Genomic DNA, 22,510 nt, shown 5'->3' with positions numbered 1-22,510 from the left:
GGTCGGAACGGGCTCGGGCTTCGGCGCTTCGGGCGGCAGGGCGGGGGCAGGCTCAACAGCCGGCTCGCTCGCCGGCGTGGCCTCCGCCACCGGCTCCTGCTCGCGCGCCAGCGTTTCCTCCGCCGACTCAGCCTGCCCGGCCTCGGGCTTCAGAGCCTCCAGCGCATCCCATTTGATCGGCGGCAGCGGGGCCGTCTCGTCGACGCGCTCCTCGACGACCTCTTTCTTGCCGAACGAAAATATCTTTTTGAAGAAACCAGCCATGCGTCTCGCAGTCTCAGGCGGCTTGCGCGGCAGAGGGCGCCGCCGCGATCAGTCGGGCGCCGTCATGGCCGGTGATCACGGCGTCGACGATCTCGCCGGGCGCGCCGGTGTCGATCGCGGCCAGCGTGAAACCTTCCGTGCGGCCGAGCCCGTCGCGCTCGATCAGGATCGACTGCCTTGTTCCGGCAAGCGACGACAAATGACGACGATAGGCGGCCTCGCCGGCGGCGCGCAATCTCGCGGCGCGCGCCTTCACCACCTCGCGGCGGACCTGCGGCATGCGCGCGGCGGGCGTGCCTTCGCGTGGCGAGAACGGGAAGATGTGGAGATGCGTCAGGCCGCATTCCTCGACGATCTTTTCCGAATTCTCGAACATCGCCTCGGTCTCGGTCGGGAAGCCGGCGATGATGTCGGCGCCGAAGACGATGCCGGGGCGCAGCTTGCGCACGTCCTCGCAGAAGCGGATCGACTGGTCGCGCAGGTGCCTTCGCTTCATGCGCTTCAGGATCATGTCGTCGCCAGATTGCAGCGACAGGTGCAGATGCGGCATCAGCTTCGGCTCGGTGGCGATGGCGTCGAGCAGGTCGTCGTCGGCCTCGATAGAATCGATGGAGGAGAGCCTGAGCCGCTTCACGTCGGGCACCTGGCGCAGGATCGTCTTCACCAGCTTGCCAAGCTTGGGGCTGCCCGGCAGGTCGGCGCCGAAGCTGGTCATGTCGACGCCGGTCAGCACGATCTCGGCGTAGCCGTTGCCCGCCAGCCGCTTGACCTGCTCGACCACGCCGCCCATCGGCACGGAGCGCGAGTTGCCGCGTCCGTAAGGGATGATGCAGAAGGTGCAGCGGTGGTCGCAGCCATTCTGCACCTGGACGAAGGCGCGCGCCCGGCCTTCGATGGCGTCGACCATGTGGCCTGCCGTCTCGCGCACCGAAAAGATGTCGTTGACGCGCGCCTTCTCGGTGTCGTTGACGCCGAAATCGGGCAGCGCGCGGTAGGAGTTGGCCTTGAGCTTCTCCTCATTGCCGAGGACGAGGTCGACCTCGTCCATGGCGGCGAAATTCTGCGGCTCGGTCTGCGCCGCGCAGCCGGTGACGATGATGCGGGCGGAAGGGTTCTCGCGGCGCGCCTTGCGGATCGCCTGCTTGGCCTGGCGCACCGCTTCGGCGGTGACGGCGCAGGTGTTGAAGATGACGGCGCCGCCGTGCAGCGCGCCCAGCCCGGCGCTCTCGGCCTCGCGGCGCATCACTTCCGATTCATAGGTGTTGAGGCGGCAGCCGAAGGTGACGACGTCGATGCCTTTGCCGATTGGAGCTTGGGCCGCGCCTTTTTCAAGGGCGGACATCAGGCGGCGCTTTCGGTGTCGCGGGCCCAGGCGCCAGTCAAGGGGTCGAAGCTGCCGGAAAACTCCCATTCGGCCGCGCCCGTCAGGATGACATGGTCGTCGTCGCGCCATTCGACATGCAGCGAGCCGCCGCCGGGCGTCATCAGCGAAACGCTGCGGCCGGTGCGCTTGGTGCGGGCGGCCGCGACCACGGCGGCGCAGGCGGCCGAGCCGCAGGCCTTGGTGAGGCCGGCGCCGCGCTCCCAGGTGCGGATGATCATCGTTTCAGGCGAGGTCACCTGGGCGATGGTGATGTTGGCGCGCTCGGGGAAGATCGGGTGGTTCTCGAGCAGCGGGCCGAAGCGGTCGAGCTCGTAGGACCAGACATCGTTGTCGACCCAGAAGATCGCGTGCGGATTGCCCATCGACACCGCCGAGGGCGAATGCAGCACCGGCGCGTCGATCGGGCCGATCTGCAGTTCGATCATGCGGGTGTCGCGGAACTCTTCCGCCAGCGGGATTTCCTGCCAGCCGAAGCGCGGCTTGCCCATGTCGACCGAGATCAGGCCGTCGGCATGCTCCTGCGCATTCAGGATGCCGGCGCGGGTCTCGAAGGTGAAGCTCTTCTGGCCGGTCTCGGCGGCCAGAGCCTGGACAACGCAGCGGGTACCGTTGCCGCAGGCCTGCGCGCTGGTGCCGTCGGAATTCAGGATGTCGATATAATAGGCGGTGCCCGGTGTGCGCGCATCATGGATCGCCATGACCTGGTCGAACTTGGTCGCCGCGTCGGCGTTGAGGGCGATCGCCGCCTCCGCCGTCACCTTGTCGGCACGACCGCGCATATCGGCAACGATGATCTCGTTGCCGATGCCGTTCATCTTGGCGAAGGGGGCGGTGCCTGCCATCTAACCGGTCATTCCTGTTCCATTTGGCCGCTATATGGCGGAAACGGCCCGGAATTACCAGTCCGGCGCGTCTTATGTGATGGCGAATACGCCGAGCACGATCAGCAGGAAGACGATCAGCACGATGCCGATGAGGACGCGCGCGCCGGTGGCGGCCGCGCCCGCCAGCGCCGGCATGCCAAGCAGGCTCGCGGCGGCGGCGACAATCAAAAGGATGATGATCCACCTGATCATGGAAAAACCTCGCAAATCGACAGTGTTTGCAGCGACTTAGGAACGCGGCCGCAGCCCTGTGGTTCCGTCGGTGCGAGGCTGATCTCGAAACGACCTACCCGGCGATCTCGAAGTCGGTCGTGAAAGGCGCCGTCTTTTGCGAGTTCTCGTCATGCATGAGGAAATCCGCGCGGTACTTGCCGGGCGGCAGCCCGTTCACGGAGACGTTCAGCTTGAAGAACATTTCGCGGTTGTGCGAGCGTGAGGCGAGCTGGACGCGGCCGAGCTTCTCGAAGCTGCCCAGCTTCTCGCCGGACTGGGTGAGCACGGTGAGGTCGACATAAAGCGCGATTTGGTTGTTGCCCAACCCGTCCGAACCGTAGTCATAGCCGACCGGCTCCATATAGAGCACGATCTCTTCGCCCGGCTTGTAGATATGGTTCGGGCGCTCGCTGTAGACGCCGAATCCGCTGGCCGAGCTGATCTGCTTCACGTTCAGAACGGCGAGCGGCATTGCTTTCCACAGCGCTTCCTCCGCATCGCGGAATTTGGCGAGCGCGCCCGTCGCATCGTTCGACTGGAGGGCCTTCTCCGCCTCGGCGGCCTTGTCGGCGATCTCGCCCGCGGATGCGGCCGTGGCCGTCGTCAAGGTGAGCGCAGCCAGGGCGATCGCAAAAAGCTTCATCGTGGTTTCTCCCGGAGATTGCTTCGGTATCGTGGTTGAAAAAGCCGCCCGCAAACCCGACAAGGCATTGCTACACGATGATGTCGGGCACGTCCCATACTTCTCCCGGTCTCAGCGCGCGGAAACGCTCCGGCGGCAGGCCTTGCGCCTGCAGCGCCTCGGCCAGCTTTTGCGCCGGCTCCTCGACCGGTTCGTCGGTGAGATGGAATGTGCCCCAATGGCAGCCGGCGGCGTGAGCCGCATTGCACAGCTTCATGCCCTGAACGGCTTCCTCCGGGTTCTGGTGCTGCGGCGCCATGAACCAGCGTGGTTCATAGGCGCCGATCGGCAGGATGGCGAGGCGGAAGCCGCCATGCTTTTCAGCCATCAGCCGGTAGTTGATGCCGTCATGGAAGCCGGTGTCGCCGGCGAAATAGACGTTGCCGGCGGCCGTCTCGATGACGAAGCCCGCCCACAGCGCCATGCGGCGGTCGCGTCCGCCGCGCGCCGACCAGTGATGCGCGGGCTCGACATGGATGGCGGCCGCGCCGACGCCGAGCCTGTCGCCCCAATCATGCATGGCGAGCCGCATGCCGGGCGCCGCACGGCCGATGATGGCGTCGTTGCCGAGCGGCGCGACGACCAGCGGGTCGTGTCTCTCCTTCAGCCGCTTCAGCGTGGCGAGGTCGAGATGGTCGTAGTGATTGTGGCTGACCAGAACCAGATCGATCGGCGGCAGGTCGGCAAAGTCAATGCCCGGGGCATTGACCCTTCTCGGACCGGCGAAGGTGAAAGGCGAGGCACGCTCCGACCAGACCGGATCGGTGAGGATGTTCAGCCCGGCGGTCTGGATGAGCAGCGAGGCATGGCCGACCATGGTGAGTCGAAGCGTGCTGCCGTCTACCCGGTCTTCCGGTTTTGCCGGCGGATGGGGACTCGGAAAGGCGGCCGGCCATTTCGCCCGCCCGCCGCTGAACTGCCATCGGAGGAGATCGCTGAAGCGCCCGGGCGGCTTGCCGCGGGGATTGAAGAACAAGGCGCCATCGAAATGATCGCTGGGCGGGCCGCTGTAATAACGATTGGCGATTCTTTTTGTCGCAGCCATTCTCTCTCCCGCCGGCTCGGTCCTTCCTGAGATAAGGAAGCGCCTGCCTGGCGCAAGCATTTTGCTGGCGAATGCCAACGGGCGAAGCCCGCTTCCTCTAGGATCGTTGGAAGGGGGACGACCGCCATGGCGATGAAGCGAACCAAGACACCGTGGATGAAGGCCGAGGATTTCGGCCGTTCGCTGCCGCTTGGGGTCGGCGTCAACCTTCTGGTCACCGACATGGCGGCGATGGAGGCCTTCTGCCGCGACGTGCTCGGCGCGCGGATCATCTACGCCGACGAGGACTTTGCCGCGATCGAGCTGCTGGGCTCGGTCTTCATGCTGCATGCCGACCATTCCTATCTCGACAATCCGATGACGGGCGTCACCGCAGGCGCCGAGACGCGCGGGGCCGGGATCGAGCTGCGCCTTTACGGCGCCGATCCCGATGCGACCGAGAAAAAGGCGGCGGCGCTCGGCCACATCGTGCTGGCCGGCTCGATCGACAAGCCGCATGGCCTGCGCGAATGCTACATCGTCGGCCCCGACGGCTATGTATTCGTGCCGAGCACCCGGATTTAACGTCGGTATTTCAGCAGCTTGAGCGGCCGCCTCCGGCGTCGCCCCAGCGCTGTCCGCCTGCTGCGATAATTTTGCAACAGCTGGCTCGAAAACCCTATTTTAACCATATCGGGTTGAAATTCTGCCACCTTCGCCATCTTGGTGAAGCAGAGATTACGCGGATGGCTCCCCCCGGCCGGATCCGACGGAGGTTTTGATGAATTTTTCGATGACCCGCCCCTTTTCGCGAAGTGGCCTTCTGGCCGTATCGTTGGCCGCGCTCGTTGCGAGCGGCTGCTCGACCTCGCGCTTCTCGTCGATGGACGACCAGCAACCGGCGCCGCTGACCCCGGCGCCCTCGGGCACGGTGACGCAGAATCAGCTGCCGCCGCCGGCAGCTCCCGGCGCCAATGATCCGTCGCAATTCCCGACCGCGCCGAAGAACACCCAGGTCGCCTCGCTGCCGCCGGACGGCGCGCCGCCCGCCGGCGCCACCGACCTCACCGCGGCCAGCGTCGCCGGCGTGTGGAACGTCAATGTCTCCGGGCAGAGCTGCAAGGTGGCGACGCCGCAGACCAAGTTCGGCGCCGGCTACCGCGCCGGTCCGCTGCACTGCCCGGCGCCGATCGACGGCATCAAGTCGTGGAACGTCGCTGGCAAGCAGCTGACGCTCTACGACGAAAACGGCGGCACGCTGGCCAGGCTCTATTCGTCGGGCGGCGAAAAGTTCGACGGCCAGACTTCCAGCGGGCAGCCGATCTCGCTTACAAGGTAGGGTATGCTGATATTCAGGTGAGGCCGGCCTGCGAATGCCGGCTTCCTGCGCTTCCGGTGCTCACGTACTTCAAGTACGCTCCGCTCCGGTTCTCGGAACCCACCCTTCTCGGCTTGGCCTGACCTGAATCTCAACATACCCTGGCGCCCCCTCAGAGCATTCTGCTCAAAGTAAATGACGTGAACCATGCATCTGCGCGACGGTATCCAGACCCATGCGACCGTCAGGCAGCGTTACGATCATCTCGTCCAGAGCGGCGCGGTCGAGCGCGATCCGGCGCAGGAGCGCATCGTCGCCGCCCTCGACCGGCTGACCGAAGAGATCTCGGCAAAAAGGCTGGCGCACAAATCGAGCGCGCTGGGCTGGCTGTTCGCGGCCAAGCGGCAGCCGCGCGAGCCGGTCAAGGGCCTCTACATCCATGGCGGCGTCGGTCGCGGCAAGACTATGCTGATGGACATTTTCTTCGAGCTGCTGCCGGTCCGGCGCAAGCGCCGCGTGCATTTCAACGACTTCATGGCCGATGTGCAGGATCGCATCCAAAGACACCGGCAGGCGCGCAAGGAAGGCACGGTCAAGGAAGACGACCCGATCCCGCCGGTGGCCCGGGCGCTCGCCGATGAAGCCTGGGTGCTGTGCTTCGACGAATTCTCCGTCACCGACATCGCCGACGCGATGATCCTGTCGCGGCTGTTCTCAGCGCTGTTCGCCAATGGCGTGGTGCTGGTCGCCACCTCCAACGTGACGCCGGAGAACCTTTATCGCGACGGGCTGAACCGCCAGCTCTTCCTGCCGTTCATCTCGTTGCTCGAGCGCAATGCCCATGTGATGACGCTGGATGCCGAGAAGGACTACCGGCAGGAAAAGCTCAACCGCCAGCCGGTCTATGTCACGCCGGACGACGCCGCGGCCGAGCGCGCGCTGGACGACGCCTGGCAAGCGATAACCCAGGGCCAGCCGGTCGCCGAGGTGACGCTGACGCTGAAAGGCCGCCAGCTCGTCGTGCCGCGCGCCGTAGCCGATGCCGCGCGCTTTTCCTTTGCCGACCTTTGCGAAAAGCCGCTCGGCGCGCGCGACTATCTGGCGATCGCCGGCCGTTTCTCGACCGTGTTCATCGACCATGTGCCCGTGCTTGGCGAAGGCAAGCGCAACGAGGCCAAGCGCTTCATCCTGTTGATCGACACGCTCTACGACCACCATATGCGGCTGGTGATGAGCGCCGCGGCGCCGCCCGAACGGCTCTACATCGCCAAGCGCGGCACGGAAGTGTTCGAGTTCGAGCGCACCGCATCGCGGCTGGTCGAGATGCAGAGCCGCGACTGGCTGGACGATTGGGCGGCGCGGCGCGAGGAAGCGCAGCCCGCGGAGGCAAGGCAGGCGCAGGGGTAGAAGGGGACCTGTCCTGACCTTCGTCATTCCAGGCCTGCGCGCTTCGCTCCCTGCTCCGCCCTGGAATGACGAAGCGGGGCGGCCTCGGCTAATCTCGAAGCCGGTACACATACATCACGAAATCCTCCGCCTTCCCATGTGGCTCCTTCCGGGCTTCGTAGAGCGCCCGTGCCGGTCGGTTGTCCGGCTCCGTCCCCACCCAGGCCTCCTCGCAGCCCTCCGCGCGGCCGATCTCGAACATGGCGTCGAGCATTTTGCGGGCGATGCCTTGCCGCTGGAAGGGCGGCGCGACGCCGATCTCGTCGATATAGAGCTCGCTCACCTTGTCCGGGTGGCGGTGCACGACGGCGGCGCATTGGCCGACCACGGTTTGGTCAACTATAGCCACGATCATGAAATGGCCGGGCGCGGCGAGATAGGCGGCGAGGCGGGCGGGCCGCACCGGCTCGTCGAACACGTCGTCGGCCACGCGCATCACAAGGGCGTCATCGCCGGGATGAAGCCTTCTGATTTCGACGCCCATTGTGTAAATTCTCCTCAGTCGGCTTACAAGTTTTGACGTTTACGTAATTCCCGATGCATCTAACCGATTGAAAACGTTAGGCCGAAAATAATCGTTTGAATTTCTCCCGGGCCGGAGTTATTCGGTGCGGCTAAATCTCGCGGTTTCCCGCATCCTTTCGGCCTCCCGGCCCCGTCACGACCTCGTCACAGACAAAGGAAAACATCCTCACATGGCACGCAACAAGATAGCGCTCATCGGCTCGGGCATGATCGGCGGCACGCTCGCCCATATGATCGGCCTCAAGGATCTCGGCGACGTGGTGCTGTTCGATATCGCCGAGGGCATTCCGCAGGGCAAGGGCCTCGACATCGCGCAGTCTTCCCCCGTCGACGGGTTCGACTCCAGGCTGACCGGCGTCAACGACTATGCCGGCATCGAGGGCGCGGATGTGTGCATCGTCACCGCCGGCGTGCCGCGCAAGCCGGGCATGAGCCGCGACGACCTTCTCGGCATCAACCTCAAGGTGATGGAACAGGTCGGCGCCGGCCTGAAGAAGTACGCGCCGAAGGCTTTCGTCATCTGCATCACCAATCCGCTCGACGCCATGGTCTGGGCGCTGCAGAAGTTCTCCGGCCTGCCGACCAGCCATGTCGTCGGCATGGCCGGCGTGCTGGACTCGTCGCGTTTCCGCTACTTCCTGGCCGAAGAGTTCAAGGTTTCGGTCGAGGACGTCACCGCCTTCGTGCTCGGCGGCCATGGCGACTCGATGGTTCCGATGATCCGCTATTCGACGGTGGCCGGCATTCCGCTGCCCGACCTCGTCAAGATGGGCTGGACCTCGAAGGAGAAGCTCGACCAGATCGTGCAGCGCACGCGCGATGGCGGCGCCGAGATCGTCGGCCTGCTCAAGACCGGCTCGGCCTATTACGCGCCGGCGGCCTCCGCCATCTCGATGGCCGAAGCCTATCTCAAGGACAAGAAGCGCGTGCTGCCTTGCGCGGCGCATCTCTCGGGCCAGTATGGCGTCAAGGGCACCTATGTCGGCGTCCCGGTGGTGATCGGCGCCGGCGGCGTCGAGCGCGTCATCGAGATCGACCTCTCCAAGGCCGAGCAGAAGATGTTCGATTCCTCGGTGGCGGCCGTTCAGGGCCTGACCGAGGCCTGCACCAAGATCGCCCCTCATCTCGCCGGCAAGTAATCGCGGAGACCAAGCGCATGAACATCCATGAGTATCAGGCCAAGGCGCTGCTGAAGACGTTCGGCGCGCCGGTCGCAAGCGGCGTTCCGGTGTTCAAGGCAAGCGAGGCGGCAGCCGCGGCACAAGCGCTGCCCGGCCCGCTCTATGTCGTGAAAAGCCAGATCCATGCCGGCGGCCGCGGCAAGGGCAAGTTCAAGGAGCTCGGCCCCGACGCCAAGGGCGGCGTGCGGCTGGCGAAGTCGGCGGCCGAAGTGGTCGCCAACGCCAACGAGATGCTCGGCCACACGCTGGTGACCAAGCAGACGGGTCCCGCCGGCAAGCAGGTCAACCGCCTCTATGTCGAGGACGGCGCCGACATTGAGCGCGAGCTCTATCTGTCGATCCTTGTCGACCGCTCGGTCGGCCGCATCGCTTTCGTCGTCTCGACCGAGGGCGGCATGGACATCGAGACGGTCGCGCATGACACGCCGGAAAAGATCGTCACCGTCGCCATCGATCCGGAAAAGGGCGTGACGGCGGATGACGTGAAGGCGCTGAATGCCGCGCTGAAGCTCGACGGCGATGCGGCGAAGGACGGCGGCACGCTGTTCCCGATCCTCTACAAGGCCTTCGTCGAGAAGGACATGAGCCTGCTCGAGGTCAATCCGCTGATCGTCATGAAGGACGGCCATCTGCGCGTGCTCGACGCGAAAGTGTCTTTCGACAACAACGCGCTGTTCCGCCACCCGGACGTGATGGAACTCCGCGACACCACCGAAGAGGACGAGAAGGAGATCGAGGCGTCGAAATACGACCTCGCCTATGTCGCGCTCGACGGCAATATCGGCTGCATGGTCAACGGCGCGGGGCTGGCCATGGCGACGATGGACATCATCAAGCTCTACGGTGCTGAGCCGGCTAACTTCCTCGACGTCGGCGGCGGCGCCTCCAAGGAAAAGGTCACGGCGGCGTTCAAGATCATCACCAAGGATCCGGCGGTCGAAGGCATCCTGATCAACATCTTCGGCGGCATCATGAAGTGCGACGTCATCGCCGAGGGCGTGATCGCCGCGGTCAAGGAAGTGGGGCTGAAGGTGCCGCTGGTCGTGCGCCTGGAAGGCACCAATGCCGAGCTCGGCAAGAAGATCATCAACGACAGCGGCCTCAACGTCGTGTCGGCCGACGACCTCGACGACGCGGCCAAGAAGATCGTCAAGGCGGTAAAGGGCTGAGCGCATGCCTCCGCGCAAGATAAACCTGGTCGAGGCGGCGGATCAAAAGATCGCCAAGGTCTTCGATCCGCATATCGCCGGCGACGTCAATGATGCCCAAGCCAAGGTCGCCAAGTTCGGCGAGGTTTTCGACTGGCATGCGCATGACAATGAGGACGAGGCTTTCCTCGTGCTGCGCGGCAGGATCGTCATCGATTTCCGCGACGGGCCGGTCGAGCTCGGCGAGGGCGATTTCATCGTCGTGCCGCGCGGCGTCGAGCATCGGCCGCGTTCGCTGACGCCGGAGCCGGTGGTGCTGATGTTCGAGCCGGCGACGACCTTGAACACCGGCAACGCCAAAAGTGATCACACCGTCACCGACCTGAAGCGGCTGTAACTTGCGATGGCCACACAGTTACACATATACTGTGTGAACTTGCAGGAGAAGAGACATGAAGAATATCACCCTGGCCGTCGAGGAAGCGATTCTGGAGCAGGTCAAGCTCACGGCCGCCGAACAGCGGACGACGGTCAACGGTATGGTGCGCGAGTTTTTTGCCGAGGTGGCAGCGAGGCGCCAGGCAAAGGACGAGGCGCGGCAGGCGCTTCTGCGGCTTGCGCGCGAGGCGGCGGGAGATATGGGCAGCAAGACTTGGAACCGGGAAGCTCTCTATGATCGCTGAGTGTTTCCTCGACACAAACGTCCTCGTTTATGCGGCCATCGGGCACAAATCCGAACGCGCCAAGTATGAACGTGCCGTGGAGTTGATCGCCAAGGAAGACTACTCGACCTCCGCGCAGGTGCTGCAGGAGTTTTACGTGAACGTGACCAAACGAGCCGATGTCGTGCTGGCGCCGACCAAGGCGGCCGAATGGGTCGCCGCGATCTCCATGAAGCCTTGCCAGGATTTGGACAGCGCGGTCGTCATGCGCGGAATCGAGAACGCACAGCGGTATCGGATTTCCTACTGGGACGGCGCAATCATCGCCGCCGCCGAGCGGCTTGGCGTCAAAAAGCTGTACACCGAAGATCTCAGCCACGGGCAGACCTATGGTTCGGTGATCGCCATCAACCCTTTCCGCATGCATTGAGCCATGAACGCGTCGCCCTTTTCCTCCCTCTCGGACGGTCACCAACGCCTGCAGGCGCTGGTCGGCGCGTGGCGCGGCGAGGAGCAAGTCTCGGAGACGCAATGGGCCGATGCCGGCACGGCGACTTCGGAAGTTCAGGCTGAGGCGCAGTTCGGCGGGCTGTTCGTGGCGCAGCGCTATCGCCAGCGCCGCGACGGCACGGTCTCGTTCGGTGCGCACAATGTGTTCGGCTTCGACCAGCAGAACAAAGTCGTCACCATGCATCAGTTCGACTCGATGGGGTTCGTGCCGACGTCACCCGCCACCGGCACGTGGAACGGCAATGAGCTGGTGCTGGAGCGCTCGTCGCCGCGCGGCGCCGCTCGCGTGACCTATGGTTTTGACGGCACTGATACCTTCCGCATGAAACTTCACTTCAAGCCTGCCGGCAGCGATAGCTGGCAAGACATGGTGAGCGGGCTTTACCGGCGCGTTTCGCCTTCCACGATCAACGGTTTTTAGAAAAGGGCCGCGATGTCCATTCTCATCGACAAGAATACCAAGGTGCTGGTGCAGGGTCTGACCGGCAAGACCGGCACGTTCCACACCGAGCAGGCGCTGGCCTATCACGGCACCAAGATGGTAGGCGGCATCCATCCCAAGAAGGGTGGCGAGACCTGGACCGGCTCCAAGGGCGAGACCCTGCCGATCTTCGCCACCGTGGCCGAGGGCAAGGCAAGGACCGGCGCCAACGCCTCGGTCATCTATGTGCCGCCGGCTGGCGCGGGCGAAGCCATCCTCGAGGCGATCGAGGCCGAAATCCCGCTGATCGTCTGCATCACCGAAGGCATTCCGGTGATGGACATGGTCAAGGTCAAGGCGCGGCTCGACCGCTCGACCTCGCGGCTGATCGGTCCGAACTGCCCGGGCGTGCTGACGCCCGACGAATGCAAGATCGGCATCATGCCCGGCAACATCTTCCGCAAGGGCTCGGTCGGCGTTGTTTCCCGCTCGGGAACACTTACCTATGAGGCAGTCTTCCAGACCACCAATGTCGGCCTCGGCCAGACCACGGCTGTGGGCATCGGCGGCGATCCGGTCAAGGGCACCGAGTTCATCGATGTGCTCGAGATGTTCCTCGCCGACGACGAGACCAAGTCGATCATCATGATCGGCGAGATCGGCGGCTCGGCCGAGGAAGACGCCGCGCAGTTCCTCAAGGACGAAGCCAAGCGCGGCCGCAAGAAACCGATGGCGGGCTTCATCGCCGGGCGCACCGCGCCGGCCGGCCGCACCATGGGCCATGCGGGCGCGGTGATCTCCGGCGGCAAGGGCGGCGCGGAAGACAAGATCGCGGCGATGGAATCGGCCGGCATCAAGGTCTCGCCGTCGCCGGCGCGGCTCGGCACGACGCTGGTCGAGGCGATCAAGGGTTAAGGCAGTAGTGAGTAGGCAGTAGTCAGTAGTGAAAAAGGGACGAACGGGTGAGTAGCAGCTGAGCGGGATTTATCTTTCTACTCACTACTGACCACTCACTACTCCCTAAAAAGGAGACGGAGCCAGGCTCCGCAGACGAAAATGGCAAGACAAGATCAGGCCAACGACCAATTCTCGCTCACCTCATTTCTCTATGGCGGCAATGCCGACTATATCGACGCGCTCTATGCCGCCTATGAGGACAATCCGGCCTCGGTCGATCCGGAGTGGCAGGATTTCTTCGCGGCGCTGAAGGACGATGCGGGCGATGTCCGCAAGAACGCCAAGGGCGCCTCCTGGGCGAAGCCTTCCTGGCCGCTGCAGGCCAATGGCGAACTGGTCTCGGCGCTCGACGGCAATTGGGGCCTGGTCGAAAAGGCGATCGAAAAGAAGGTGAAGGAGAAGGCGGTCGTCAACGGCGCCGTGCTTTCCGACGCCGACGTGCACCAGGCGACACGCGATTCCGTGCGCGCCATCATGATGATCCGCGCCTATCGCATGCGCGGCCATCTGCACGCCAACCTCGATCCGCTCGGCATCGCCAAGCCGCTCGAGGACTACAACGAGCTGTCGCCGGAAAATTACGGCTTCACCGAAGCCGATTACGACCGGCCGATCTTCCTCGACAATGTGCTGGGTCTGGAATTCGGCACCGTACGGCAGATGCTGGACATCCTGACCCGCACCTATTGCTCGACGCTCGGCGTCGAGTTCATGCACATCTCCGATCCCGAAGAGAAGGCCTGGATCCAGGCGCGCATCGAAGGCGCCGACAAGGAGATCACCTTCACCGCCACGGGCAAGAAGGCGATACTGTCGAAGCTGATCGAGGCCGAGGGCTTCGAGCAGTTTATCGACGTCAAGTACAAGGGCACCAAGCGCTTCGGCCTCGACGGCAGTGAATCGCTGATCCCGGCGCTGGAGCAGATCGTCAAGCGCGGCGGCCAGCTCGGCCTCAAGGAAATCGTGCTCGGCATGGCGCATCGCGGCCGCCTCAACGTGCTTTCCCAGGTGATGGCGAAGCCGCACCGCGCTATCTTCCACGAATTCAAGGGCGGCTCGGCCGCTCCCGACGAGGTCGAGGGATCAGGCGACGTGAAGTATCACCTCGGCGCTTCGTCGGACCGCGAGTTCGACGGCAACAAGGTGCATCTGTCGCTGACGGCCAACCCCTCGCACCTGGAAATCGTCGACCCCGTCGTGATGGGCAAGGCGCGCGCCAAGCAGGACCAGCTCGCCGGCCGCGAACGCGGCGAGGTCGTGCCGCTGTCGGAGCGCGCCAAGGTGATGCCGCTGTTGCTGCATGGCGACGCCGCCTTTGCCGGCCAGGGCGTCATCGCGGAGATCCTCGGCCTGTCGGGCCTGCGCGGCCACCGCGTCGCCGGCACGCTGCACGTCATCATCAACAACCAGATCGGCTTCACCACCAATCCGCGTTTCTCGCGCTCCTCGCCCTATCCGTCGGATGTGGCCAAGATGATCGAAGCGCCGATCTTCCACGTCAACGGCGACGATCCGGAAGCGGTGGTGCATGCCGCCAAGGTCGCGACCGAGTTCCGCATGAAGTTCCACAAGCCGGTGGTGGTGGACATGTTCTGCTACCGCCGCTTCGGCCACAATGAGGGCGACGAGCCCGCTTTCACCCAGCCGATCATGTACCGCAACATCCGCACCCATAAGACGGTGGTGCAGGTCTATGCCGACCGGCTGATCGCCGAAGGCCACGTCACCCAGGCCGAGGTCGACAAGATGCGGGCCGACTGGCGCGCGCATCTGGAAGCCGAATGGGAAGTCGGCCAGCACTACAAGCCGAACAAGGCCGACTGGCTGGACGGCGCATGGTCGGGCCTGCGCTCCGCCGACAACCAGGACGAACAGCGGCGCGGCAAGACCGCCGTGCCGGTGCGGACGCTGAAGGAGATCGGCAAGAAGCTGGCCGAGGTGCCTAAGGATTTTGAGGCGCACAAGACGATCCTGCGTTTCCTCGAAAACCGGCGCCAGGCGATCGAGTCGGGCGAAGGCATCGACTGGTCGACGGCCGAGGCGCTGGCCTTCGGCGCCATCCTGCTCGACGGCAATCCGATCCGGCTTTCCGGCCAGGATTCGGAACGCGGCACCTTCTCGCAGCGCCATTCGGTGCTTTACGACCAGCGCGACGAGAACCGCTACATCCCGCTCAACAATCTGTCGGCCGCGCAGGCCGGCTACGAGGTCATCAACTCGATGCTGTCGGAAGAGGCGGTGCTGGGCTTCGAATATGGCTACAGCCTGGCCGAGCCCAAGGCGCTGACGCTTTGGGAGGCGCAGTTCGGCGACTTCGCCAACGGCGCGCAAGTGGTGTTCGACCAGTTCATCTCGTCGGGCGAGCGCAAGTGGCTCAGAATGTCGGGTCTCGTCTGCCTCTTGCCGCATGGCTATGAGGGCCAGGGGCCGGAGCATTCGTCGGCTAGACTAGAGCGCTTCCTGCAGCTTTGCGCGGAAGACAACATGCAGGTCGCCAACGTCACCACGCCGGCCAACTACTTCCATATCCTGCGCCGGCAGCTGAAGCGCGACTTCCGCAAGCCGCTGATCCTGATGACGCCGAAGTCGCTGCTGCGCCATAAGCGCGCGGTGTCGACGCTGCCGGAGATGTCGGGCGAAAGCTCGTTCCACCGCCTGCTGTGGGACGATGCGCAACTGCTCCCCAACCAGCCGATCAAGCTGGTGAAGGACTCCAAGATCCGCCGCGTCGTGCTGTGCTCGGGCAAGGTCTATTACGACCTCTACGAGGAGCGCGAGAAGCGCGGCATCAACGACATATACCTGCTGCGCGTCGAACAGCTCTATCCGTTCCCGGCCAAGGCGCTGATCACCGAACTGTCGCGCTTCCGCAATGCCGAGATGGTGTGGTGCCAGGAGGAGCCCAAGAACATGGGCGCGTGGTCGTTCATCGATCCGTATCTCGAATGGGTGCTGGCGCATATCGACGCCAAGCATCAGCGGGTGCGCTACACCGGCCGGCCGGCCTCGGCCTCGCCGGCGACAGGGTTGATGTCGAAGCATCTCAGCCAGCTGGCGGCGCTGCTCGACGACGCTCTCGGCGAATAGGGCGCTTGGTGAATAAGCAGACCTGACGAAACAGACCTCAAGAAGACAACGGACAGGCACAATGGCTACCGAAATCCGCGTCCCCACTCTCGGCGAATCCGTCACCGAGGCGACCGTCGGCAAGTGGTTCAAGAAGGTCGGCGACGCGATCGCCGCCGACGAACCCCTGGTCGAGCTCGAAACCGACAAGGTGACGGTGGAAGTGCCTGCCGCGGGCGCCGGAACGCTGGCCGAGATCGCCGTCAAGGAAGGCGAGACGGTCAATGTCGGGGCGCTGCTCGGCTCGATTTCGGCGGGCGGCGCGGCCGCCGCTCCGGCCACCAAGCCGCAGGCGGTGGCGCAGGCCTCCAGCCCGGACGCCGCGTCCACCGTCAAGCAGGCCGCGGCCGAGACCGCCAAGGTCGCCGGCGACGGTGGCGCCATCGAGCCGCGCACCATGCCGCCGGCGCCGGCGGCGGCCAAGCTGATCGCCGAAAACAATCTCGCCGTCGACCAGCTGTCCGGTTCGGGCAAGCGCGGCCAAGTGCTCAAGGGTGACGTGCTCGATGCCATCGCCAGGGGCGCGCCGTCGCAGCCGGCCGAGACGCCGAAGGCGGCTCCGGCGCCGGTCGTCGCCCGCGCGCCGTCCTCGGCCGACGATGCGCCGCGCGAGGAGCGCGTGCGCATGACCAAGCTGCGCCAGACCATCGCGCGCCGCCTGAAGGAGGCGCAGTCGAACGCCGCCATGCTGACCACCTTCAACGAGGTGGATATGAGCGCGGTGATGGCGCTCAGGTCCAAGTACAAGGACGTGTTCGAGAAGAAGCATGGCGTGAAGCTCGGCTTCATGGGCTTCTTCACCAAGGCGGTGACGCATGCGCTGAAGGAGATCCCGGCGGTCAATGCCGAGATCGACGGCACCGACATCATCTACAAGAACTTTGCCCATGTCGGCGTCGCCGTCGGCACGGACAAGGGCCTGGTGGTGCCGGTGGTGCGCGACGCCGACCAGATGTCCATCGCCGAGATCGAGAAGGAGATCGGCCGGCTGGGCCTCGCCGCGCGCGACGGCAAGCTGTCGGTGGCGGATATGCAAGGCGGCACGTTCACGATTTCCAACGGCGGCGTGTACGGGTCGCTGATGTCGACGCCGATCCTCAACGCCCCGCAGTCGGGCATCCTCGGCATGCACAAGATCCAGGACCGGCCGGTGGTGGTCGGCGGCCAGATCGTCATCCGCCCGATGATGTATCTGGCGCTCTCCTACGACCACCGCATCGTCGACGGCAAGGAAGCGGTGACCTTCCTGGTGCGCGTCAAGGAAAGCCTGGAGGACCCCGAGCGGCTGGTGCTCGATCTGTGATCGGAGCTGCGTCGCCGTGAGTGGCTGGCAGGAACGGTTCGGGTTCAAGCTCGGCCGCGGCATGCGGCGGAGTTTCCGGCGCGGCCTCGTCCTGCTTGGCCTCTCCGCCGTCCCGTCGCTGGCAATCGCCGCCGACTGGGACCCGGCGACGGCGAGCAGCAATTTCGGCATCTTCGCGCTCAGCGAGGCGCAATTGGCGGAGCGCAAGATCGCCGTCACGCCGATCGGCGAGCTCGAACTGCCGACGGGCGAGATCATCGCCTGCGACCCCCTGATCACAACCGACGACTGGCCGGCGCTGGCCCGCAAGGTCAAGCCTGGGCATTATCCGGCCGCGTTGTTCGAGGCGCAGGGCCGCGTCGCCGCGGCGTTCCTCCGCTTTCGTTCCGGCGTGCCGGTGCGCTGGGAGCTTGCCCTTCTGCCAGGACAGGACGTTTCGACGCTGAACGGCGACGAAATCTTCGGCTATCCCGTCGATGCCGGCCTCGGCTCGTTCATGGACAAGGCGGCGCTGGCCCTGATGACGGCAGCGCAGGACAAGCTCAAGCCCGACCAGAACTATTATGACGATGTGCTGGCGGCCGAATTCGCGCCGAACCAGGACAGGTTCGTCATGCACCGTCCGGAGGCAGGCAACCCGGTCAATATCGCGATGTTCTGGAGCGGCTGGGGCGATGGCTTCTATCCGTCCTTCTGGGGGCTGGACGCGGCGGGTGAGCCGGTGGTCCTGATGACCGATTTCGGCGTGCTCGAAAACGCCGACGGCCGCGAAAGCGACCAGGCCAAGTGATGACGAATTTCGCCTTGCCCACGATTGGATTTGTGGCCGGGTCGCTGGCTCTCACAGCCGCGACCGCCCAGGCCGCCTGCCCGATCCAGCTTGCCGTCTACGGCGAGGCGAAAAGCGGCGCCGAGATCGACTTCACGCCGGCCGGCAGCTCGGCGACGATCACCAACTCCTTTCGCATGATCCTCGACAACAATGTCGTGCTCGACGGCATCGCCATGTGGACCGAGGGCTCCGCCGCGCGGCCGCATGGCTCGCTGATGTACAAATGCCCGACCGGCGACGTCACCGGCGAGGAGCTTGCCGCCTGCACGGTGTGGGAAGGTGTCATCTACAGCGCCGATGAGAAGGGCAGCGTCGGCCTCTTGCCGGCCGAAGGCGCCGATGCGCCGAAAAGCCTGATCTTGCCCGATCTCGGGCCGTCGCTCGAAATGTCGGCCGCCTATGGCCCCGCCGGCTTCTCGAAAGTGCCATGGGATATCTTCGTGCTGAAAGGCTGCCAGGAATGAGCGCGAACAGGAAGACGCTGCTGGTCACCGGCGGCAGCCGCGGCATCGGTGCCGCCATCTGCCGTCAGGCGAACCGGGCCGGCTACCGGGTAGCGGTCAACTATGTCTCCAACCAGGTAGCTGCCGAGGCCCTGGTCGCCGAGCTCAAGGCCGGCGGCGGCGATGCCGTCGCGGTGAAGGGCGATGTCGGCAGCGAGGCCGATGTCCTTGCGATGTTCGAAGCCGTCGACCGGGCTTTCGGCCGGATCGATGCCTTCGTCAACAATGCCGGCATCGTCGACGTCAAGGCGCGGGTCGACGAGATGAGCGTGGCGCGGCTGGAACGCATGATGCGCATCAATGTCGTCGGCTCCTTCCTTTGCGCCCGCGAGGCGGTGAAGCGCATGTCGACCCGTCACGGCGGCAAGGGCGGCGTCATCGTCAACCTGTCCTCGGCGTCCGCCAGGCTCGGCTCGCCCGGCGAATTTGTCGACTATGCCGCTTCCAAGGGCGCGATCGACAGCATGACCATCGGGCTGGCGCGCGAGGTGGTTCTCGAAGGCATCCGCGTCAACGCGGTCAGCCCCGGGATCACCGAAACCGAGATCCATGCCTCGGGCGGCCAGCCCGACCGGGTGGCTCGGATGCAGGACGCGCTGCCGATGAAACGCGCGGGCACGGCGGATGAAGTCGCGAGCGCGGTTCTCTATCTTCTGTCGGATGCGGCCTCCTATATAACAGGCTCGATCCTGAATGTGAGCGGCGGCCGTTGAAGGCCAGACCAGAAGGACAGCATCATGGCTTATGACGTCGTAATCATCGGATCGGGACCGGGCGGCTATGTCTGCGCCATCAAGGCGGCGCAGCTCGGCTTGAAGACGGCGGTGGTCGAGAAGAACGCCACTTTCGGCGGCACTTGCCTCAACATCGGCTGCATCCCCTCGAAGGCGCTGCTTTACGCCTCCGAGATGTTCGCCGAAGCGGGCCATGCCTTCGATACGCTCGGCGTCGAGATACCGGCGCCGAAGCTCAATCTGAAGAAGATGATGGCGCATAAGGACACGACCGTCGCCTCCAACGTCAACGGCGTCGCGTTCCTGTTCAAGAAGAACAAGATCGACAGCTTCCGCGGCACGGGCAAGGTGGTCGGGGCCGGCAAGGTCTCCGTGACCGGCGAGGACGGCAAGGTCGAGGAGATCGAGACCAGGAACATCGTCATCGCCACCGGCTCGGACGTAGCCGGCATTCCGGGCGTCAAGGTCGATTTCGACGAGAAGGTCATCGTGTCCTCCACCGGCGCGCTGTCGCTGGCCAAGGTGCCCGCCAACCTCGTGGTGGTCGGCGGCGGCGTCATCGGGCTGGAGCTCGGCTCGGTCTGGGCGAGGCTCGGCGCCAAGGTCACGGTCGTCGAGTTCCTCGACAATATCCTCGGCGGCATGGATGGCGAGGTGTCGAAACAGTTCCAGCGGCTGCTGTCGAAGCAGGGGTTCGAGTTCAAGCTCGGCGCCAAGGTCACCGGCGTCGCCAAGGCCAAGAAGGGCGCGACGGTCACGTTCGAGCCGGTCAAGGGCGGCGCCGCCGAGACCATCGAGGCGGACGTCGTGCTGGTCGCCACCGGCCGCCGGCCCTATGCCGACAGCCTCGGCCTGAAGGAAGCCGGCGTCGAATTGGACGAGCGCGGCCGGGTCAAGACGGACGGGCATCTGAGGACCAATGTGCCGGGCATCTATGCCATCGGTGACGTGATCGCCGGGCCGATGCTGGCGCATAAGGCCGAGGACGAGGGCGTGGCGGTTGCCGAGACGATCGCCGGCCAGGCCGGCCATGTGAATTATGACGTCATCCCGAGCGTCGTCTATACCAGCCCGGAGATCGCCTCGGTCGGCAAGACGGAAGAGGAACTGAAGAAGGCCGGCATCGACTACAAGGTCGGCAAGTTCCCGTTCAGCGCCAATGGCCGGGCGCGGGCCATGCTGCATACCGACGGTTTCGTGAAGATCCTGGCCGACAAGGCCAGCGACCGCGTGCTCGGCGTCCACATTGTCGGCTTCGGCGCCGGCGAGATGATCCACGAAGCGGCGGTGCTGATGGAATTCGGCGGCTCGTCCGAAGACCTGGCGCGGACCTGCCATGCGCATCCGACGATGTCGGAGGCGGTGAAGGAAGCGGCTCTAGCCACGTTCTTCAAGCCGATTCATATTTAGAGGCCTTTTATAAACCCACTCCGGCGGCCATCTGGCGCGGCTTTCTGCGCTTCCGGTGCTCACGTACTTTAAGTACGCTCCGCTCCGGTTCTCGAAAAAACCACGCCAGCTGACTCACCGGAGCGGCTTTCTGAAAAGGCCTCTGCAAGGTCGAGCCTGAAAACAAAACGGCCCGCCTTTCGGCGGGCCGTTCGTTCTTAGGCCGTAGCCTGATTACTGAGCCGGCGCAGGTGCCGGAGCTGGCGCTGGCGCAGGCGCAGGTGCCGGAGCAGGGGCTGGCGCGGGTGCAGGAGCCGGGGCTGGCGCCGGAGCGGGCGCAGGGGCTGGTGCCGGCTCTGGAGCCGGAGCAGGCGTTGCAGGCGCGGGAGCCGGGGTGCTGGCGGCCGGCGGCTCAGCCGGGGCCGGGGCGTGCTCGCCGCCGCTTCTGCCAAAGACATAATACGCAACAATGGCCAGGATAATGACAACTAGGGCGATCAGCCACCCGCTGCCGCCGCCACCCGAAGAGGGAGGCGTGCTCGAAGGGGTGAAGGGGTCGTTAGGGTTCGCCATGAAACGTGTCCTCCTTGGATGAAAGCATCAAAATAACAGCCATCAACGCGCGGATCCCGCAATGGGTTTCACACGAACGGACCGAAAGCGCTGGAAAAACGGCGTTTTCGGGCCCGCCAATCGCCAGGCGACTCAGTTGACGACGGTAACAGTATACCCTGCCTTGCGAAAATCCTCGACCAGTCCTTCCGGACCGGGCAAATGCATGGCGCCGACGGCCATGAAAACGTTGCCCTTGGCCAATATAGGCCCGGCATGCGCCGCCATCACCTTGTTGCGGCTGGTGATCATCGTCTCCTCGAAGGCGGCATAGCCGGCCTTGTCGTCCGAGGAGTCCGGCAGCACTGCCTTGAACAGCGGCCAGAACATGCCGACCTCGCCACGCTGGTAGAGCACGATCATCGTCTCGTTGACGTCGTTCACCTTGTCGCCGAGCTTCATCGTCTCGACCAGGCTCTTCATGTGGAACTCGAGCGGCAGCGAGGCCATGGCGCGCAACTGATCGACGGCGGTCTCGAGCCCTTCGACATCCTTGCCCGAGGCCTTTGCCTCCGAAGCGAGCTTGACGTCCAGCACGGGTTCGCCGGCGCTCTGACGCGCCACCTCGCAGGCCGGCAACGCCATCATCGCCGACAGGATCCACGGTTTCATCTTGGCGACCGTCGCCGGCGGAATGCCGCGCGCGTCGAGCCCCTTGTCCAGCGCCGCCGCATCGTCCGGCGACAGCAACGACGACAGCGTGGTGTTGTCGGTGAACATCATCAGGCCGGGTTCGCTGGCCATGGCGGCCATCATCTTGGCCTTGTCCATCGCATCGGTGGTTTCGATGACAACCGTGCCGGCGCCGTCATAAGCTTTTTGCGCGGCGGCCGGCAGCGTGGTGACGCGCGTATCGGTCATGTGCATGGTGCCGAACAGGTAGGACGGCTTTTCGCCCGCCTTCTCCAGCTTCCACAGCAGCCCCTTGCCGTTGGGAACGGCCGCCGCTTCGGTCTCGACCTTCTTGAAGGCGGCGGGATCGTTCTTTTCCAGCGCGCTCAAAAGATCGGAGCCGGCGCAATTGGGCGTCTCGGCGTGCGCCCGGCCGGCAAGCAGCAGAACGACGATGAAAGACAGGAAAAACAGCAGGTTGAGCGCCGCAAGCAGCTTCAACGAGACCAGGGCCGCGCGGTCGGCGATGGCGATGACGCGTTTCATGGGAAGCGTCTTATCGGGTAAAAGCGGCAAAACGGTTAATCGGCAGGGAGAAATTGTTCGCGGTGCGGTGTCGGATGGAGCGCTTGGTGGTTAGCGGAAACATCCATCAGGTCGTCATCCACGGGCGGAGCAAGGAGCGCAGCGACGCAGCGCAGACCGGAGGTTCCTCACGCCCTTGGATGCGCCTTCTCGTAGATATCGAGCAGCCTGGCGGTGTCGACGGCGGTATAGATC

General features: G+C 64.8%; 23 protein-coding genes and 1 pseudogene. 16 read left to right on the top strand and 8 right to left on the bottom strand.

Features of this window, described 5'->3' with window-relative positions:
- The 6 genes and pseudogenes from FJ471_RS28430 to FJ471_RS28405 all read right to left on the bottom strand — a co-directional run.
- Positions 1-264: pseudogene (locus FJ471_RS28430) on the bottom strand (signal recognition particle-docking protein FtsY); the annotation flags it as partial.
- Between the two features lie 13 nt (positions 265-277).
- Complete coding sequence (gene mtaB, locus FJ471_RS28425) at positions 278-1,606, bottom strand: tRNA (N(6)-L-threonylcarbamoyladenosine(37)-C(2))-methylthiotransferase MtaB (RefSeq protein WP_140808145.1); 1,329 nt, start codon at positions 1,604-1,606, stop codon at positions 278-280.
- Positions 1,606-2,490, bottom strand: a complete 885-nt coding sequence (dapF, locus tag FJ471_RS28420) for a diaminopimelate epimerase (RefSeq protein WP_140808143.1) — start codon at positions 2,488-2,490, stop codon at positions 1,606-1,608. Before dapF ends, mtaB begins: the two co-directional genes overlap by 1 nt.
- A gap of 72 nt (positions 2,491-2,562) precedes the next feature.
- Positions 2,563-2,724 carry a DUF1328 family protein gene (locus FJ471_RS28415; RefSeq protein ID WP_140808142.1) on the bottom strand — a complete coding sequence of 54 codons (162 nt, stop codon included), beginning with the start codon at positions 2,722-2,724 and terminating at the stop codon, positions 2,563-2,565.
- Positions 2,725-2,818: 94 nt separating this feature from the next.
- Positions 2,819-3,388: a hypothetical protein gene (locus tag FJ471_RS28410; protein WP_140808140.1), complete on the bottom strand. Its 570-nt coding sequence runs from the start codon at positions 3,386-3,388 to the stop codon at positions 2,819-2,821.
- A 70-nt stretch (positions 3,389-3,458) separates the two neighbouring features.
- On the bottom strand, positions 3,459-4,472 hold the full coding sequence (locus tag FJ471_RS28405; RefSeq protein WP_140808138.1) for an MBL fold metallo-hydrolase: 1,014 nt from the start codon (positions 4,470-4,472) through the stop codon (positions 3,459-3,461).
- 126 nt (positions 4,473-4,598) lie between these two features.
- Here FJ471_RS28405 and FJ471_RS28400 point away from each other — a divergent pair, with 126 nt between their 5' ends.
- From FJ471_RS28400 to zapE, 3 genes are all read left to right on the top strand, one after another.
- Positions 4,599-5,036 carry a VOC family protein gene (locus FJ471_RS28400; protein ID WP_140808136.1) on the top strand — a complete coding sequence of 146 codons (438 nt, stop codon included), beginning with the start codon at positions 4,599-4,601 and terminating at the stop codon, positions 5,034-5,036.
- 196 nt (positions 5,037-5,232) lie between these two features.
- The gene (locus FJ471_RS28395) at positions 5,233-5,790 is read left to right on the top strand and encodes a protease inhibitor Inh/omp19 family protein (protein WP_246684857.1); all 558 of its coding nucleotides are present in this window, start codon (positions 5,233-5,235) and stop codon (positions 5,788-5,790) included.
- A 186-nt stretch (positions 5,791-5,976) separates the two neighbouring features.
- Entirely contained in the window at positions 5,977-7,176 is a 1,200-nt protein-coding gene (gene zapE / locus FJ471_RS28390; RefSeq protein ID WP_140808134.1) for a cell division protein ZapE, read from the top strand.
- Between the two features lie 88 nt (positions 7,177-7,264).
- Here zapE and FJ471_RS28385 read toward each other — a convergent pair whose 3' ends face one another.
- On the bottom strand, positions 7,265-7,699 hold the full coding sequence (locus FJ471_RS28385) for a GNAT family N-acetyltransferase (protein WP_140808132.1): 435 nt from the start codon (positions 7,697-7,699) through the stop codon (positions 7,265-7,267).
- A 211-nt stretch (positions 7,700-7,910) separates the two neighbouring features.
- Here FJ471_RS28385 and mdh point away from each other — a divergent pair, with 211 nt between their 5' ends.
- From mdh to lpdA, 13 genes are all read left to right on the top strand, one after another.
- Positions 7,911-8,879, top strand: coding sequence for a malate dehydrogenase (gene mdh / locus FJ471_RS28380; RefSeq protein ID WP_112100953.1), 969 nt, complete (start codon positions 7,911-7,913; stop codon positions 8,877-8,879).
- A gap of 17 nt (positions 8,880-8,896) precedes the next feature.
- The gene (gene sucC / locus FJ471_RS28375) at positions 8,897-10,090 is read left to right on the top strand and encodes an ADP-forming succinate--CoA ligase subunit beta (protein WP_140808130.1); all 1,194 of its coding nucleotides are present in this window, start codon (positions 8,897-8,899) and stop codon (positions 10,088-10,090) included.
- 4 nt (positions 10,091-10,094) lie between these two features.
- Positions 10,095-10,466, top strand: coding sequence for a cupin domain-containing protein (locus FJ471_RS28370; protein WP_140808128.1), 372 nt, complete (start codon positions 10,095-10,097; stop codon positions 10,464-10,466).
- Positions 10,467-10,521: 55 nt separating this feature from the next.
- Positions 10,522-10,752 (top strand): hypothetical protein, encoded by a 231-nt coding sequence (locus FJ471_RS28365; RefSeq protein ID WP_140808126.1) that lies wholly within the window; start codon positions 10,522-10,524, stop codon positions 10,750-10,752.
- The gene (locus FJ471_RS28360; protein ID WP_140808124.1) at positions 10,742-11,161 is read left to right on the top strand and encodes a PIN domain-containing protein; all 420 of its coding nucleotides are present in this window, start codon (positions 10,742-10,744) and stop codon (positions 11,159-11,161) included. Before FJ471_RS28365 ends, FJ471_RS28360 begins: the two co-directional genes overlap by 11 nt.
- Positions 11,162-11,164: 3 nt before the next feature.
- Positions 11,165-11,662, top strand: a complete 498-nt coding sequence (locus FJ471_RS28355) for a DUF1579 family protein (protein WP_140808122.1) — start codon at positions 11,165-11,167, stop codon at positions 11,660-11,662.
- 12 nt (positions 11,663-11,674) lie between these two features.
- Positions 11,675-12,577: a succinate--CoA ligase subunit alpha gene (sucD, locus tag FJ471_RS28350; protein ID WP_140808120.1), complete on the top strand. Its 903-nt coding sequence runs from the start codon at positions 11,675-11,677 to the stop codon at positions 12,575-12,577.
- 141 nt (positions 12,578-12,718) lie between these two features.
- Positions 12,719-15,706 carry a 2-oxoglutarate dehydrogenase E1 component gene (locus FJ471_RS28345; protein WP_140808118.1) on the top strand — a complete coding sequence of 996 codons (2,988 nt, stop codon included), beginning with the start codon at positions 12,719-12,721 and terminating at the stop codon, positions 15,704-15,706.
- Positions 15,707-15,767: 61 nt separating this feature from the next.
- Entirely contained in the window at positions 15,768-17,048 is a 1,281-nt protein-coding gene (odhB, locus tag FJ471_RS28340; protein ID WP_140808116.1) for a 2-oxoglutarate dehydrogenase complex dihydrolipoyllysine-residue succinyltransferase, read from the top strand.
- Positions 17,049-17,109: 61 nt separating this feature from the next.
- A complete protein-coding gene (locus FJ471_RS28335; RefSeq protein WP_140808147.1) occupies positions 17,110-17,838 on the top strand; it encodes a DUF4241 domain-containing protein in 729 nt (242 codons plus the stop codon).
- On the top strand, positions 17,838-18,344 hold the full coding sequence (locus tag FJ471_RS28330) for a hypothetical protein (protein ID WP_140808115.1): 507 nt from the start codon (positions 17,838-17,840) through the stop codon (positions 18,342-18,344). Before FJ471_RS28335 ends, FJ471_RS28330 begins: the two co-directional genes overlap by 1 nt.
- Entirely contained in the window at positions 18,341-19,096 is a 756-nt protein-coding gene (locus FJ471_RS28325; protein WP_140808113.1) for an SDR family oxidoreductase, read from the top strand. The genes FJ471_RS28330 and FJ471_RS28325 overlap by 4 nt, the downstream gene beginning before the upstream one ends.
- Before the next feature lie 24 nt (positions 19,097-19,120).
- Positions 19,121-20,527, top strand: a complete 1,407-nt coding sequence (lpdA, locus tag FJ471_RS28320; RefSeq protein WP_140808111.1) for a dihydrolipoyl dehydrogenase — start codon at positions 19,121-19,123, stop codon at positions 20,525-20,527.
- A gap of 684 nt (positions 20,528-21,211) precedes the next feature.
- Here the strand turns inward: lpdA and FJ471_RS28310 are convergent.
- Positions 21,212-22,276: a TraB/GumN family protein gene (locus FJ471_RS28310; RefSeq protein ID WP_140808109.1), complete on the bottom strand. Its 1,065-nt coding sequence runs from the start codon at positions 22,274-22,276 to the stop codon at positions 21,212-21,214.
- Positions 22,277-22,510 lie beyond the last annotated feature (234 nt).

It is taken from the genome of Mesorhizobium sp. B2-7-1 (assembly GCF_006440735.1).
GTDB lineage: Bacteria > Pseudomonadota > Alphaproteobacteria > Rhizobiales > Rhizobiaceae > Mesorhizobium.
The sequence above is the reverse complement of the archived record's forward strand: the minus strand, read 5'-3'. Positions and strand labels throughout refer to the sequence as shown.